The 15,043-nt window shown below is 58.7% G+C and carries 17 protein-coding genes and 1 tRNA gene; 8 read left to right on the top strand and 10 right to left on the bottom strand.

All coding sequences use genetic code 11. The annotated features are described in order from the left end of the window. Nucleotides 1–7 precede the first annotated feature (7 nt). Entirely contained in the window at nucleotides 8–412 is a 405-nt protein-coding gene (locus BLU71_RS16760; RefSeq protein ID WP_064364316.1) for a GNAT family N-acetyltransferase, read from the bottom strand. Nucleotides 413–451: 39 nt separating this feature from the next. Further along, nucleotides 452–1,372 carry a LysR family transcriptional regulator gene (locus BLU71_RS16755; protein WP_042608355.1) on the bottom strand — a complete coding sequence of 307 codons (921 nt, stop codon included), beginning with the start codon at nucleotides 1,370–1,372 and terminating at the stop codon, nucleotides 452–454. Between the two features lie 102 nt (nucleotides 1,373–1,474). Here BLU71_RS16755 and BLU71_RS16750 point away from each other — a divergent pair, with 102 nt between their 5' ends. Next, entirely contained in the window at nucleotides 1,475–2,662 is a 1,188-nt protein-coding gene (locus tag BLU71_RS16750; protein WP_042608354.1) for an aspartate aminotransferase family protein, read from the top strand. On the opposite strand, the gene BLU71_RS16745 is transcribed toward BLU71_RS16750, so the two are convergent. From BLU71_RS16745 to BLU71_RS16725, 5 genes are all read right to left on the bottom strand, one after another. Continuing rightward, nucleotides 2,656–2,910, bottom strand: coding sequence for a Txe/YoeB family addiction module toxin (locus BLU71_RS16745; RefSeq protein ID WP_083353534.1), 255 nt, complete (start codon nucleotides 2,908–2,910; stop codon nucleotides 2,656–2,658). The two genes, BLU71_RS16750 and BLU71_RS16745, sit on opposite strands and share 7 nt — an antisense overlap. Beyond that, nucleotides 2,907–3,161, bottom strand: a complete 255-nt coding sequence (locus BLU71_RS16740; RefSeq protein WP_042608352.1) for a type II toxin-antitoxin system prevent-host-death family antitoxin — start codon at nucleotides 3,159–3,161, stop codon at nucleotides 2,907–2,909. Before BLU71_RS16740 ends, BLU71_RS16745 begins: the two co-directional genes overlap by 4 nt. A gap of 231 nt (nucleotides 3,162–3,392) precedes the next feature. Further along, nucleotides 3,393–5,312 carry an alkaline phosphatase D family protein gene (locus tag BLU71_RS16735; RefSeq protein ID WP_083353533.1) on the bottom strand — a complete coding sequence of 640 codons (1,920 nt, stop codon included), beginning with the start codon at nucleotides 5,310–5,312 and terminating at the stop codon, nucleotides 3,393–3,395. Between the two features lie 70 nt (nucleotides 5,313–5,382). Continuing rightward, on the bottom strand, nucleotides 5,383–6,135 hold the full coding sequence (locus tag BLU71_RS16730) for a hypothetical protein (RefSeq protein WP_083353532.1): 753 nt from the start codon (nucleotides 6,133–6,135) through the stop codon (nucleotides 5,383–5,385). Between the two features lie 92 nt (nucleotides 6,136–6,227). After that, on the bottom strand, nucleotides 6,228–6,599 hold the full coding sequence (locus tag BLU71_RS16725) for a hypothetical protein (protein ID WP_083353531.1): 372 nt from the start codon (nucleotides 6,597–6,599) through the stop codon (nucleotides 6,228–6,230). A 164-nt stretch (nucleotides 6,600–6,763) separates the two neighbouring features. Between BLU71_RS16725 and BLU71_RS16720 the strand changes: the two genes are divergently transcribed. Continuing rightward, the gene (locus tag BLU71_RS16720; RefSeq protein ID WP_039761415.1) at nucleotides 6,764–7,132 is read left to right on the top strand and encodes a PH domain-containing protein; all 369 of its coding nucleotides are present in this window, start codon (nucleotides 6,764–6,766) and stop codon (nucleotides 7,130–7,132) included. An 18-nt stretch (nucleotides 7,133–7,150) separates the two neighbouring features. On the opposite strand, the gene BLU71_RS16715 is transcribed toward BLU71_RS16720, so the two are convergent. From BLU71_RS16715 to BLU71_RS16705, 3 genes are all read right to left on the bottom strand, one after another. Next, entirely contained in the window at nucleotides 7,151–7,480 is a 330-nt protein-coding gene (locus tag BLU71_RS16715; protein ID WP_083353530.1) for a hypothetical protein, read from the bottom strand. 276 nt (nucleotides 7,481–7,756) lie between these two features. Beyond that, nucleotides 7,757–8,368 (bottom strand): hypothetical protein, encoded by a 612-nt coding sequence (locus BLU71_RS16710; protein WP_064364321.1) that lies wholly within the window; start codon nucleotides 8,366–8,368, stop codon nucleotides 7,757–7,759. A 256-nt stretch (nucleotides 8,369–8,624) separates the two neighbouring features. Continuing rightward, nucleotides 8,625–8,709: transfer RNA gene (locus BLU71_RS16705), tRNA-Leu, on the bottom strand. A gap of 108 nt (nucleotides 8,710–8,817) precedes the next feature. Here BLU71_RS16705 and queA point away from each other — a divergent pair. The 6 genes from queA to BLU71_RS16675 all read left to right on the top strand — a co-directional run bounded on the left by queA (nucleotide 8,818) and on the right by BLU71_RS16675 (nucleotide 14,922). Then, nucleotides 8,818–9,882 (top strand): tRNA preQ1(34) S-adenosylmethionine ribosyltransferase-isomerase QueA, encoded by a 1,065-nt coding sequence (gene queA / locus BLU71_RS16700; protein WP_083353529.1) that lies wholly within the window; start codon nucleotides 8,818–8,820, stop codon nucleotides 9,880–9,882. Between the two features lie 14 nt (nucleotides 9,883–9,896). Beyond that, nucleotides 9,897–11,012, top strand: a complete 1,116-nt coding sequence (gene tgt / locus BLU71_RS16695) for a tRNA guanosine(34) transglycosylase Tgt (RefSeq protein ID WP_160768392.1) — start codon at nucleotides 9,897–9,899, stop codon at nucleotides 11,010–11,012. A 43-nt stretch (nucleotides 11,013–11,055) separates the two neighbouring features. Next, the gene (yajC, locus tag BLU71_RS16690; protein ID WP_016773317.1) at nucleotides 11,056–11,394 is read left to right on the top strand and encodes a preprotein translocase subunit YajC; all 339 of its coding nucleotides are present in this window, start codon (nucleotides 11,056–11,058) and stop codon (nucleotides 11,392–11,394) included. Between the two features lie 65 nt (nucleotides 11,395–11,459). Further along, the gene (gene secD / locus BLU71_RS16685) at nucleotides 11,460–13,328 is read left to right on the top strand and encodes a protein translocase subunit SecD (RefSeq protein WP_016773318.1); all 1,869 of its coding nucleotides are present in this window, start codon (nucleotides 11,460–11,462) and stop codon (nucleotides 13,326–13,328) included. Between the two features lie 9 nt (nucleotides 13,329–13,337). Then, nucleotides 13,338–14,252, top strand: coding sequence for a protein translocase subunit SecF (gene secF, locus BLU71_RS16680; RefSeq protein ID WP_042608345.1), 915 nt, complete (start codon nucleotides 13,338–13,340; stop codon nucleotides 14,250–14,252). 121 nt (nucleotides 14,253–14,373) lie between these two features. Next, nucleotides 14,374–14,922: a glycine zipper 2TM domain-containing protein gene (locus BLU71_RS16675; protein WP_042608344.1), complete on the top strand. Its 549-nt coding sequence runs from the start codon at nucleotides 14,374–14,376 to the stop codon at nucleotides 14,920–14,922. Nucleotides 14,923–15,043: the final 121 nt, after the last annotated feature.

Here is a 15,043-nt window from a genome sequence, read left to right as displayed (position 1 = left end):
CTGCGCGCTATTTGCGGCGCGGACGTTCCATGGCAATCACGGACTTCTCGAAGCCCAGGCTGGCAAAAAAAGCTTCAGCGCCTTCGCGTCCTGCGCGTAGCAGCCAGGTGATAGCGGGGTCATCGCCCATCACATGCTCTACCAGTGCCCGGCCAATTCCCTTGCGCCGATGCTGGTCATCGACCACCACCATCGACAGATAGCCGTTGGAGACCTCATCGGTAATCGCTCGAGCGAATCCCACAATCTGCTCGCCTGCGAGCGCGACAGCCGTGCGCTGCGAATGGTGAATCAGACGAGCAAAAGAGTCGGCATCACCGGTGCGATGGCCCCAGCCATGCTGGTCGAGAAACAGCCTCGCCGACTCTGTTTCGCCGGGATGCAAGTTGCGCACGGTCAGGGCGTCGTTCATGGTTGGTACCAGTCCTTTGTAATTGTCCATCGTGAATGATTACGGCCGGCCGACGTCAGGTTTCCCCCACGTACGCATCGCAAACTCGACGAACCGTCTCAGCTTCGGCAGTCGATAGCGATCCTGCGCATACAGCAGATGCATCGGTCGGCTCGGTGGTTGGTAGTCGGCCATCACCCTGACCAGTTTGCCGTCGCGCAAGTCCTGCTCCACCAAGGCATCGGGCAGCATCATGATGCCCATGCCGTTGCGCGCCGCCTGATGCAGTCCGGCGGAGCTGTTGATCAGCATCGGCCCGCTGACGTCGATGAGGACTTCGCCTTCCGGGCCGCTCAGACGCCAGCGTTTTTCCACCGATTGCCAATCATCCCCGGCCGGGTAGGCGAAGGACAGGCAATCGTGCTGCTGCAAGTCCTGTGGTGTGTGCGGCATGCCGCGTCGCGCGATGTATTCGGGGGAGGCGCAGACCGTCAGGGTGTAGTCGATCAGGGGGCGGGCGATCAGGTTGGACTGGTCGAAATTGCCCAGGCGGAACGCAACATCGAGGCCGTTTTCCAGCAGATCCGGGCGGCTGTTGGTCAGCACCACGTCGAGTTTCACTTGCGGATACAGCAACGAATATTCGCTGAGGGCCGGGGTCAGTCGTTCGACGCCGAAGGTCAGCGGCGCGGTGATGCGCAGCAAGCCGCGCGGCTCATCCGATGCTTGTTCGGCAAGGCGTTCGGAGTCCGCCACCAGGCCAAGCACTTCCAGGCAGCGTTGATAATAGACGCTGCCGAATTCGGTCAGGCGCTGACGCCGCGTGGTGCGTTGCAACAGTTGCACACCGAGGCGTTGCTCCAGCGCGCGTAGATGATTGCCCACCATCGTCGTCGACATTTCGCACTTTGCGGCGGCTGCCGTCATGCTCCCCGTTTCGACCACTTTGACGTAAACGCCCATCGACTGGAACAGATCCATTATCAAGCTCGGCTTTTAAATGATTGAAGTTATTCCGGGTTTATCCAGCTCAGGTGGCTAACCATACTGCAAAAACACCGACCTGCAATGGAGTTTCACGTCATGACCGCCGCCCTGATGAACACCTACCAACCACTGGCCCTGAGTTTCACCAAAGGCCTGGGCACGCGCCTGTGGGATCAGGCGGGGCGCGAATACCTGGACGCCGTTGCCGGTGTGGCAGTGACCAACGTCGGCCACTCGCATCCGCGCATTGTCTCGGCGATCAGCGAGCAAGCGGGATTGCTGTTGCACACCTCCAACCTGTACAGCATCGATTGGCAGCAACAACTGGCTAAACGGCTGACGGCGTTGTCGGGGATGGAGCGCGCGTTCTTCAACAATTCCGGGGCCGAAGCGAACGAGACGGCACTTAAACTGGCACGTCTGTACGGCTGGCGCAAAGGTATCGAGCAGCCGCTGGTGGTGGTCATGGCCAACGCGTTTCATGGCCGCACGCTTGGCACGTTGTCCGCCAGCGATGGCCCGGCAGTGCGGCTGGGATTCAACGAATTGCCGGGGGATTTCGTCAAAGTGCCGTTCGGCGATCTCGCGGCGCTGGAGCAAATACAGCGCAAACATGGCGCGCGCATCGTGGCCATTCTGGTCGAGCCGATCCAGGGCGAAAGCGGCGTGCAAGTCGCACCGCCGGGTTATCTCAAGGCCCTGCGCGACCTCTGCAATCGCCATGCATGGCTGCTGATGCTCGATGAAATCCAGACCGGCATCGGCCGCACCGGGCAGTGGTTCGCCTTTCAGCACGAAGGCATCGTCCCCGACGTCATGACCCTGGCCAAAGGCCTCGGCAATGGCGTGCCGATTGGCGCCTGCCTGGCCCGCGGCCGCGCGGCCGACCTGTTCACCCCGGGCAGCCACGGCAGCACCTTCGGCGGCAATCCACTGGCCTGCCGGGTCGGCTGCACGGTGCTGGACATCATCGAAGAACAAGGCCTGCTGGAGAATGCGCGGGTGCAGGGTGCACGGTTGCTGGAACGCCTGCGCGCCGAACTGGCAGACAACCCGAACGTGCTGGCGATTCGTGGGCAGGGCCTGATGATCGGCATCGAGCTGAAACAACCGGTGCGCGACCTGACGCTGATCGCCGCGCGGGATCATGGGTTGTTGATCAACGTGACTCGTGGCAAGACCATCAGGTTGCTGCCGCCGTTGACGATTGATGAGCGCGAGGTGGGGATGATTGTCAGAGGGGTTGGGCGGGCTCTGATGACTGATTCAGCTCAGGTTCAATAGTGATACCGGCAACTGATGACGCAGATTTCGCCGTCCTCAACCCTGTACACCAGACGATGTTCGGCCGTTACTCGGCGTGACCAGAGGCCGCTCATATTATGTTTGAGCGCCTCTGGTTTACCGACACCCTCAAACGGTTCGCGCTTGATTGCTTTGATCAGAAGATTGATGCGCTTGAGCCCAGCCTTGTCGTTTTGCTGAAACCACAAATAGTCTTCCCAGCCTGTGGGCGTGAAGTCGATTTTCATTCTTCGATCAATTGCCTGACTTTGGCTTTGCCGGCGCGTAACTCACCGATGGATTTCATCAGCCGTTCGGCGTTGGCGGGGGAGCGAAGCAAATACGCTGTTTCTTCCAATGCGTTGTATTCGGCCAAAGACATCATCACTACTGGTTCACCTTTCTGCCGAGTGACCAATAGCGGCGCACGATCTTCATTGACACGGTCCATCGTCTCGGCCAAATGCGCACGGGCGGTGGTGTAGTTGATGGTTTGCATATTGAAGTCCTCGCTGGTTGCAGAGAACGTACAGAAATGAGTACAGGATGACAAGGCGACACCTACCAGTGGTTGTGTCGCAGCAGGGCTGACTGCGACTTCAATCAGTATCGCTCAGTAATATTCGAGACGTTTCTGAGAAGGTTGTAATCCTCCTCCGTCCTGTTCAGTGTCGCGAAGCCCTTATTTCGTCATCCCATGACCTAGCCGATGTAGGAAATGGCTACTGCTTCAATCCGGCGCATCTTCAACCTCCGGCGCCAGCATCCTCGTCTTCACCGCCCCATTCGAGTTGTGCTGAACAATCTTGCTCGGCTGCCCCTGTTCATTGAAATACACCTGTCCAATCCCCGCCGAATTCCACAGCCGTTCCCCGGCCTCGGCATGTTCCGGGGTATACGGGACGATGCGCATCAGCCGGCGTTTGGTGAACCAGTTCAACGGCGAGCGTGGTGAGTAGAGCCAGCGGTTGAGGCGGTCGAACCATTCCAGCAGGGTTGCAGGGAATTCGTTCTTGATGCCGCTGCTGGTGATCTGCCAGATCCGTGGGCCGGCCTTGCGGTGGCGGATCAGGACTTCATAGACGAAGGAATAATGCACATCGCCGGACAGCACCACGTAGTTCCCGGGTGTGCGCGAGTGTCGGAAAATGTTCAGGATCACCTGGGCCGCGCCGCGATGGGCCATCCAGTTTTCCGCGTCGACCAGCAGTGGATAACCGCACCAGCTGAACACCTTCTGCACGGTTTCAATCAGCTTCACGCCGAATATCGGCGCCGGCGACACGATGATTGCCGAAGGGTGATCGAGCAGTTCCTGTTGCAGTTCGCTCAAGGCCTCCCAGTCGAGCAGGCCCGACGGTTGCTTGAGGGCCATCTCGCTGCGCCAGCGCCGCGTGCGCGTGTCGATCACCACCAGGGCAGGACTGCTCGGCAACACGAAATGCCACTGCTGAAAACGCAGTAACTGATCAATCAGATCATCCTGCACCGGCATGTCCAGATAGCCGTCATCGCCACTGGCGCTCAGTTGCGCGGTCTGCTCCAGCACGCCCTTGAAGGCATCCGGATTGTTGCCCCAGCCCTGGCACAACATATAGGCGATCAGCGCGTTGCCGATGATGCGTTTGGAGAACGGATGGCCGTAGGCGGTTTCCTCCCACTGCGCGGAGAGATTCCAGTCATCGGTGATGTCGTGATCATCGAAAATCATCAGGCTCGGCAGATGCGCCAGCGCCCGCGCGACGTTGCCAAGGCCAGCCTTGAACGCATCGATACGCATCTGCTCAAGGTTGTAGCGCTTCAGGCGTTCCGGCGTCAGCGTCGGCGCGCTCGGATTGATCAGCGACCACGGCGTCGGCGACCACACCAGCATGTACATCGCCATGACTTCGGCGAACGTCACCAGGTGATTGTCGGCGCTGCTGCTGGTGAAAATCGGCTTACGCGCGCCACCGAAAAATCGCTCGCGCAAGGTCTCGTTGCTCTCCAGCGCCGGTAACAAATCCGCACGGTGGTAATAGCTGGCAGGGTGTTGGTAGAGCTTGGCGCTGTCGCTGACCACGGCACCGTCAAGGTGCTCATCGAACAGACCGAGACGCTCGATCAAGGCATGAATCGCCCGCAGCATTGGCCCGGCGACGTCGTCGGCATATACCTGATCACCGCTCATCATCAGCAACGCCGGACGTTGTTGCGCATCGGTTTCGTCGGCCAGCAGTTGATCGACGCAGAGCAAACCATCGGTTGCCGGATGATGCGGCTTGCGGCAGGAGCCGTGGAGCAATTGGTCGATCCGTGAACACACCACGAGGTTCGCGCAGGTAGCACCGGCGTAAAGCAGATGCGGTGCCCATTCAGCCATGCCGATGGCGTCATCAATCAGCAGGTCGTAATCGATAAACGTGTCGCAGGGTAGGGCGCTTTCAAGTTGAACGTCGATCAGATGCACAAAGGCATGACGGCCTACGGCAATGACCGTGCATTTCTCCGATTCGAGCGGAATGTCTCCTACACCCTGCAGGCGCAAGGTCAGCGACAGTTCACGCGAGCCCACCAGCCACAGCACCACGCGCGTCGGCTCCAGCCGTCGCAGCAGCGGGCCGGCGAGGACAGGAGGCAGCGAGATCAGGTCATCGGGTGTTGAAAACATCAGGGTAAAGCTCAAGGCGCACAGGCCGGCGATGATAGCGCAGCCGGCACCTTGATCCCTTAAATGAGTCTTAAGAGTCGACCTTTTTCAACTTCAGGCCGAGCAGTCGCCATGCGGCCTTGTCAGGATTGTTGCCGTCCACTTGCTGAACTGAACAATCGTAGGCATAGCGGACATCGTCGCCCAACATGTTGCGAGCGGTCAGGGTGCCGTTAATGCTGTAAGTCTGATCTTTGAACCGATGGCTGCTGGCGCTCTCGGCACCTGCGATGGAAGTCGCTGCTGCAAAACGCATGGCGCGCTTGATGAAGGGGTCGCACATCATGAACGCCATCAGCGATCTGTCCGCATTCGCATTGCTGCCCGCCAGCCGGCGCGACACGACAAAGTCATTGCCCATGATGTCCTTGAAATCCCTTTCGAGCAGCGAAGAGGGCAGGCGTTCGCTGTAGTTCGGCAACAGCGCGGACTCGGGCGGAGAGGGCTCGTTCTGAGGTGCGCTGGCGACATAGTCGACAAGGTTGTCGGAAGTATCCGGCGTGGAGGCGATCACCGGCATCAACCTGGACACGGTTTGTGTAACGGGCGCGGGGGAAGAAGAGGAGATTTCAGCCTCGTTGCTTTGCGTTTGTTCGACAGGGGAGCGCGGCGCCAGAGGGAATAAGGCGAGGGTGATCGACAGTACCACCAGGGCGACGATGAACCCGGCCAGAACACCAGCGAACGTGCCAAAGAACAGATTCCAGCTGCCGCGGTTTTTCATTACCCAGCGCCACATGAGGCCCCAGACGAGCAAAAACAACAGGAAATACAGAAACTCCATTTGATCCTTTTCCTCAAACCTTGAAATTCTTTAGATGACACACGAATCATTCCAACAGGGCTGCACGATAGCAAACCTGTTGGTCCGCCCTGTCAGGCACTCAAAGGAATGAACCGAGTGAGCAGCATCAGCGTGTCGAAACCAGCAAAAATGCCAAAAGCAGCGCCAATCATATGGCGTGTCAACTTGCTCGTGGGGCGTTTGCGTTGCACCACCCAAATCCAAACGCCGGCGAACGCGCCAAGGCTGCTGAGCACCATCAGCAGGGATCGCACAACGTGTGGCGACGATTGCATGCTTGTGCCGCCCACGAAACCCTCGTACACCGCTTTCACTACCAAGCCGACAACCCAGCCAGCGAAACACCCGGCGAGGTTGGCTGTCACCAGGTTCCAATCACCTCGTTCGCCTACGACCCATACCCACGTCACGACCAGAGCTAGTACAAAAAGCCACCCATCCATTGCAATCCACTCCAGAAAAACGCTTTGATCGGGTAGGCGCCAGTGCCTCTCGAAAGATTTGGGCGCAAGATAACAAAATACTGGCATCGCGCCACTTTCGCATTAAGGGCGCGTCACTGAGCCAAAGCTTTACCGGGAGTTTTTTTTACTCAGAGGATGGACAGATGATCGACTTCAACAACAAAGGCTTCTTCAAACTCAAGCAGAACGATGAGTACGCCGAGCGCGTCACCGCACTGCTACTGGAAGGCGAACAAGTCATCGATTCCTACAAAGCCATGCGTGACGGCGTGGTCTTCACCAACAAACGCATCATCGCCGTCAACGTCCAGGGGATCACCGGCAGCAAAAAGGATTTCACCTCACTGCCCTACAAAAACATCGTCGCCTACTCCGTGGAAACTTCGGGCACCTTCGATCTGGATTCGGAACTGGAGATCTACTTTTCATCGCTGGGCAAAGTGAAATTCGAGTTCACCGGCAAGACCTCGATGGTGGAGATCTCCAAATACATCTCCAGCTACCTACTGTAAGAACCCACCGCGCGGCGCTCAGAGAATGTCGCGCAAATACCCCTTCAGCGCGAGGAGCGGCAGACCCAGTTGCTCCACGGATCGCGCCTGAGCCAACTCCGCCGACAACTTGCGTAACTCCCGCCCTAACGGCTTCTCGACCCCGCCAAGCGCATCCAGCGCGAGGTTCAGGCATTCGTTCAGCTTGAACTGAATGGACTCGACATCGCCGCGCTTCACCAGCAATTCGAAAACGTCTTTTTGGTAGTCGCCCATGACCATGTCATCGCGCAGGATCGGGCTGAGGCCTTCTTCTTCGTAGGCGAGTTTGAGGGAGAAGAGGGCGACGGTTTCCAGTGAGGTTTCCATGGGGGATGTCTGTCGTAGAAGGGGGGGCTTCAAACCAATACGCAAAATGCCGGTGGAGGTCTGTTGTGCGGGCGTGATTATACGGGTGGTGATCGCCTTGGGGGCAACGAGCGATCCGGCAACTGGCGTCACAGGCTGGCACAACCTCGACATCCATTTTGATAGCGCGCTTTGACTCACGACGTTGGAACCAGTCCAGGCAGGCACTGCGCTGGAGCCGCGTGTCCCGCCGCTCCTCGCGCTTGAAGGTGGTCTGAAATATTGTTCGCTAAGGGCTCAGCCTTGGCTATCGCATCCCACGCGTTTCTTCTGCAAAGCGATGTAATTCTCAAACGTGCCGTATTTTTCCGGCACTCGAATCACGGCTCCCGGTTGTAGCCTTAGATTTTCATGGCTGGCCGCCAGGCTGTCGTTGTAGGCACTGCAAGCGGACGGCTTGTTCGCCGCCATCTCATAAGCGAAACCACGGTTGAGATTGATATTGGTCACGACATCGAACTTGCCGGCCTGCGCATAAATTGCCCGTGACTTTTCGAAGTACTCGTTGGCCTTCTCGTAGCGAGCACTGTAGGTCGCTGTGCGATCAAGAAAGCCGTTGGTGGTGTAATGATTCGCCCATTGACCACCCAAAGTAGGCGACATGAAAAACAAACCATAACTTCGGTACGCATCGGCAAAGCAAAGCTGATCCGCCGTGGTCTGGCAGATCGTCAGCGTCTCGACAATGAGCCGCTCTGCAGGCAACGGTCTATTCTGATCGACCAAAGCATTGGCATCGGCCAGCTTTTGATGAGGGTCCGAACTGCTTACCACGCCTACCGCGGAGCACCCGACGAGCGTTGATAGCAAACTGGCAAATGCAGCACACCGAACGACAGAGAGAAGCATGACGTAATCCTTTACATGACTGAGAGTGGTGGCGCGACGCTACTATCTTGTAATCCTGCCGTCTACTGCCGGTTGGTAACGATTCCGGCAAAGGTCATCAAGGGCATTTGCTCAGCACCTTGCTTCTTTCAGCGTCTGGGGATTAGGCCGCTGTTGAGCGCAATCCTCGGCGTCTCACAAATGCAAAAAATCAACGCCCCACTTTCCTCCAGACGAAAAAAAAGGCCTTGCTTTCGCAAGACCTTTTTCTCTGTGTTGGTGCCCCGAGGGAGACTCGAACTCCCACTCCTTTCGAAAACGGATTTTGAATCCGCCGCGTCTACCAATTCCGCCATCAGGGCTCAATGGCGGCGAAGTATAGAGAGGTGATTACCGTTGGTCAATCACGTTTCATGGTCAATTTTTGATATTTCCGCTAGACTTTCCGGCCCTGCTAGACGAACCCCATCATGCGCGTTGCTGACTTTACTTTCGAGCTTCCTGATTCGCTGATCGCCCGCCATCCGTTGGCCGAGCGTCGCGGTAGTCGCCTGCTGACCCTCGATGGGCCGAGCGGCGCCCTGGCACACCGTCAATTCACTGATTTGCTTGAGCATTTGCGCCCGGGCGATTTGATGGTGTTCAACAATACCCGGGTGATTCCGGCGCGGCTTTTCGGGCAGAAAGCGTCCGGCGGCAAGCTGGAAATTCTCATCGAACGCGTGCTCGATGCGCACCGCGTGCTGGCTCATGTGCGCTCCAGCAAGTCGCCCAAGCCGGGTTCGAAGATCCTTATCGACGGTGGTGGCGAAGCCGAGATGCTCGCGCGTCATGACGCGTTGTTCGAGTTGGGTTTTGCCGAGGAGGTCTTGCCGCTGCTCGACCGCGTCGGGCACATGCCGTTGCCTCCTTATATAGACCGCCCGGATGAAGGCTCGGACCGCGAGCGTTATCAGACTGTGTATGCCCAGCGTCTGGGCGCGGTGGCGGCACCGACGGCGGGGCTGCATTTCGATGAGCCGCTGATGCAGGCGATTGCTGCCAAGGGCGTCGAGACGGCGTTCGTTACCTTGCACGTCGGCGCGGGGACGTTTCAGCCGGTGCGCGTCGAGAAGATCGAAGATCACCACATGCACAGCGAGTGGCTGGAAGTCGGCCAGGACGTGGTCGATGCCGTGGCGGCATGCCGCGCGCGTGGCGGTCGGGTGATCGCGGTCGGCACCACCAGTGTGCGTTCGCTGGAAAGTGCGGCGCGCGATGGTGTGCTCAAGCCGTTCAGCGGCGACACCGACATCTTTATCTACCCAGGCCGGCCGTTTCATGTGGTCGATGCTCTGGTGACCAATTTCCATTTGCCGGAATCCACGCTGTTGATGCTGGTTTCCGCGTTTGCCGGTTATCCCGAAACCATGGCCGCCTACAAGGCCGCCGTTGAAAACGGTTACCGCTTTTTCAGCTACGGGGATGCGATGTTCATCACCCGCAATCCCGCTCCAACTGCCCCTGAACAGTCGGGCCCAGAGGAAACAGAATGAGTCGCGAATGTCGAATGTCCTTTGAGCTGCTGGCCACCGATGGCAAGGCTCGCCGTGGTCGCCTGACCTTCCCCCGTGGCACCGTCGAAACCCCGGCGTTCATGCCGGTCGGCACCTACGGCACGGTCAAGGGCATGCTGCCGCGCGACATCGTCGCCACTGGCGCGGAAATCATTCTGGGCAACACCTTTCACCTGTGGTTGCGTCCTGGCACCCAAGTGATCAAGGAACACGGCGACCTGCACGATTTCATGCAGTGGAAAGGCCCGATTCTCACCGACTCCGGCGGCTTCCAGGTGTTCAGCCTTGGCGCGATGCGCAAGATCAAGGAGGAGGGCGTGACCTTCGCTTCTCCGGTCGATGGCGCCAAAGTGTTCATGGGCCCGGAAGAGTCGATGCAGGTGCAGCGCGATCTCGGTTCCGACATCGTGATGATCTTCGACGAATGCACGCCGTACCCGGCTGACGAAGACGTCGCGCGCGTATCGATGGAGTTGTCGTTGCGTTGGGCCCAGCGTTCGAAGAATGCTCACGGTGACAACACCGCAGCGCTGTTCGGCATCGTCCAGGGCGGCATGCATGAAAACCTGCGCATGCGTTCGCTCGAAGGCCTCGACAAGATCGGCTTCGACGGCCTCGCCATCGGCGGTCTGTCGGTGGGCGAACCGAAGCACGAAATGATCAAGGTGCTGGATTATCTGCCGGGTCAGATGCCCGCTGACAAACCTCGTTACCTTATGGGCGTTGGCAAACCGGAAGATCTGGTTGAGGGTGTGCGCCGCGGTGTGGACATGTTCGATTGCGTGATGCCAACCCGTAATGCCCGCAATGGGCATCTGTTCATCGATACCGGTGTGCTGAAGATCCGTAACGCGTTCCATCGCCATGATGAATCGCCGCTGGATCCGACCTGCGATTGCTACACCTGCCAGAACTTCTCGCGCGCTTATCTGCATCACCTGGACAAGTGCGGCGAAATGCTCGGCAGCATGCTCAATACCATCCATAACTTGCGCCATTATCAGGTGCTGATGGCTGGTTTGCGCGAGGCTATTCAACAGGGTACATTGGCCGCCTTTGTCGATGCCTTCTACGCCAAACGCGGACTTCCCGTCCCGCCTTTGGACTGAGTTTTCTGACCCCAAGATTCAACATTTGCAACTGGAGTGCTAAATGAGCTTTTTTATCTCTAACGCCATGGCTGACGCAGCTGCACCGGCTGCTGCAAGCCCAATGGGCGGCGGCTTCGAGTGGATTTTCCTGGTCGGCTTCCTGGTCATCTTCTACCTGATGATCTGGCGTCCACAGGCCAAGCGCGCCAAAGAGCAGAAGAACCTGCTGAGCAGCCTGCAAAAGGGTGACGAAGTCGTGACCACTGGCGGCATCGCCGGCAAGATCACCAAAGTTGCCGATGACTTCGTCGTCCTGGAAGTCTCCGACACCGTGGAAATGAAGTTCCAGAAAGGCGCTATCGCCGCCACGCTGCCAAAAGGCACGCTGAAAGCGATCTAAGAGCAACAACTTCTACTCAATCGACGGGGCGCGCAAGGCGCCCCGCGTTCATAACGGGCGGCGTGATGCTGAACAAATACCCTCTGTGGAAATACATTCTGATCCTGGCGGTGCTGGCGATCGGTCTGATTTATTCCGCTCCCAATCTTTACCCCGATGACCCGGCCATTCAGATCAGCGGCGCCAGCACGGCCCTGCAGGTCAATGATGCCGATCTGGCTCGCGTCAGCACAGCGCTGAAAGAGTCCGGCATCAACGTCAAGGCGGCCACTCTGACCGCAGGTGGCAAGGGCGGTCTGATCCGTCTGAGCAAGGCTGAAGATCAGCTGCCGGCCAAGGACGTTGTACGCAAGGCACTGGGTGATGACTACGTCGTCGCGCTGAACCTGGCACAGACCACTCCGCAATGGCTGCGCAACCTTGGTGCGCACCCGATGAAGCTGGGTCTGGACTTGTCCGGTGGTGTGCACTTCCTGCTCGAAGTGGACATGGACAAAGCCCTCGATGCGCGCCTGAAAGTCTACGAAGGCGACGTCAAGAGCCTGCTGCGTAAAGAGAAGCTGCGCTATCGCAGCCTGCCGCAACTGGGCGGTGCCATTCAGTTGGGCTTCAGCGATGAAGACTCCCGCGAACAGGCCCGTGCGCTGATCCGCAAGAACTTCAACGATTTCGACATTGTTCCGGCCGACCTCAACGGTCAACCGGTGCTGCGTCTGGCGATGACCCCGGCCAAGCTGGCGGAAATCCGTGAATACTCCATCAAGCAGAACCTGACCACGGTACGTAACCGCGTCAACGAGCTGGGTGTTGCCGAACCGATCGTGCAGCGTCAGGGCGCCAACCGCATCGTGGTTGAGCTGCCGGGCGTGCAGGACACTGCCGAAGCCAAGCGAATTCTCGGCAAGACGGCCAACCTCGAGTTCCGTCTGGCCGCTGAGCCGGGTGCGTCGAAAGCCACTTCCGAATCGTTCGAGTTCCGTGAAGGCAACCGTCCACCAGCGCAGATCGAGCGTGGTCTGATCATCACCGGTGACCAGGTCACCGACGCCAAGGCCGGTTTCGGCGAGCACGGCACGCCTGAAGTGAACATCCGTCTGGATGGTCACGGCGGCGAGCTGATGAGCCGCGCGACCCGTTCCAACGTCGGTCGCAGCATGGCGGTGATCTTCATCGAGCAGCGTCCTGTCACCACTTACACCAAGCAAGTGGTGGATGGCGTCGAGAAAGACGTCGCGGTGCAGACGTTCAAGGAAGAGAAGAAGATCATCAGCCTGGCGACCATCCAGTCGCCGCTGGGTGCGCAGTTCCGCATCACTGGCCTGAACGGTCAGGGCGAGTCGTCCGAACTGGCGCTGCTCCTGCGTGCCGGTGGTCTGGCTGCGCCGATGTACTTCGCCGAAGAGCGCACAATCGGTCCGAGCCTGGGTGCTGACAACATCACCAAAGGTATCGATGCGTCGCTGTGGGGCATGCTGTTCGTGTCGCTGTTCATCATCGCCATCTACCGCTTCTTCGGCGTCATCGCCACCGTCGCGCTGGCGGTGAACATGGTGCTGCTGCTGGCGCTGATGTCGTTGCTGGGCGCTACGCTGACCCTGCCGGGTATCGCCGGTATCGTCTTGACCATGGGTATGGCGGTCGACGCCAACGTACTGATCTTCTCGCGGATTCGTGAAGAGATCGCCGCTGGCATGACGGTGCAGCGGGCAATCAACGAAGGCTTCGGCCGGGCATTCACCGCGATTCTCGACGCCAACCTGACCACCTTGCTGGTCGGCGGCATTCTCTTCGCCATGGGCACCGGCCCGGTGAAGGGTTTCGCAGTGACCATGTCCCTCGGGATCTTTACCTCGATGTTCACGGCCATCATGGTGACCCGCGCAATGGTCAACCTGATCTTTGGCGGACGTGACTTCAAGAAGTTGTGGATTTAAGGGGCTGCCATGTTACGTACAATCAACTTCATGGGCGTTCGCAACGTAGCGTTCGGCGTCACAGTGCTGCTCACGGTCATTGCCCTGTTCAGCGTGTTCCACAAAGGCATGAACTGGGGTCTGGACTTCACCGGCGGTACGCTCATCGAGCTGACCTACGAGCGTCCGGCCGACGTCACCAAGGTGCGCGAGCAGCTGGCGACCTCCGGTTATCACGAAGCCGTGGTGCAGAATTTCGGCGCCACCACTGACCTGCTGGTGCGCATGCCGGGTGAAGATCCACAGCTGGGCCATCAGGTTGCCGAAGCGCTGCAGAAGATCGGCGGCGATAACCCGGCGACGGTCAAGCGTGTCGAGTTCGTCGGCCCGCAGGTCGGTGAAGAGCTGCGCGACCAGGGCGGCCTCGGCATGCTGCTGGCGCTCGGCGGCATCCTGATCTACCTGGCGTTCCGCTTTCAGTGGAAGTTCGCGGTCGGCGCGATTGTCTCGCTGATCCACGACGTGATCGTGACCGTGGGTATCCTCTCGTACTTCCAGATCACCTTCGATCTGACGGTACTGGCGGCGGTGCTGGCGATCATCGGTTACTCGCTGAACGACACCATCGTGGTTTTCGACCGGGTCCGTGAGAACTTCCGCGTGCTGCGCAAGGCGACGCTGATCGAGAACATCAACATCTCGACCACCCAGACCCTGCTGCGCACCATGGCGACGTCGATCTCCACGCTGCTGGCGATCGCGGCGCTGCTGTTCTTCGGCGGCGACAACCTGTTCGGCTTCTCCATCGCGCTGTTCATCGGTGTATTGGCGGGTACCTACTCGTCGATCTACATCGCCAACGTGGTGCTGATCTGGCTGAACCTGACCACCGAGGATCTGATTCCTCCGGCCAACACCGAGAAGGAAGTCGACGACCGTCCATAACGGCCAGCGATTTCCCGGCTGTCAGTCGACAAAAGGCGCGAGTTGAACTCGCGCCTTTTTTTGTGCTCCAAGGCTGGGAGAAGCGCGGGCCCGTCCCGCATGTGATGGTCAGGAGGTTCATGTGAACAAGTCGTTGCTGGTTGGTGCGGTATTGGGTGCTGTCGGTGTCACAGCCGGGGGTGCTGTTGCCACCTACAGCCTGGTTAAAAGCGGCCCTGAGTATGCGCAAGTATTAGCCGTTGAGCCGGTCAAGACACAGATCAAGACTCCACGTGAAGTATGCAAGGATGTAACCGTGACCCGGCAGGCGCCGGTCAAGGATCAACACCAGATTCTCGGCACGGCGATTGGTGCCGTAGCCGGTGGTTTGTTGGGTAATCAGGTGGGCGGCGGTAACGGCAAGAAGATTGCCACCGTGGCCGGTGCAGTCGGCGGCGGTTATGCCGGTAACAAGGTGCAGGAAGGTATGCAGAACCGCGATACCTACACCACCACGCAAACCCGCTGCAACACGGTCAATGACATCAGCGACAAGGTCGTCGGCTACGACGTGCGTTACTCGCTCGATGGCAAGGAAGGCAAAGTGCGGATGGATCGTGATCCGGGCAACCAGATTCCGGTCGACAAGGAAGGCAAGCTGATCCTGTCGCAGAATGAGCCGGGTCAGTAAGGTTTCAGCGTTTTGAAAGAAGCACCCTGCGGGGTGCTTTTTTTATACCTGCGTTTTTTGGCTGCACTGCATTCCCTTGTAGGAGTGAGCCTGCTCGCGATAGCGATTCATCATTCAAAGC

Origin of the sequence: Pseudomonas moraviensis, from assembly GCF_900105805.1 — a bacterium.
Taxonomy (GTDB): domain Bacteria; phylum Pseudomonadota; class Gammaproteobacteria; order Pseudomonadales; family Pseudomonadaceae; genus Aquipseudomonas; species Aquipseudomonas moraviensis_A.
This window is presented reverse-complemented; position numbering and strand designations above follow the sequence as displayed.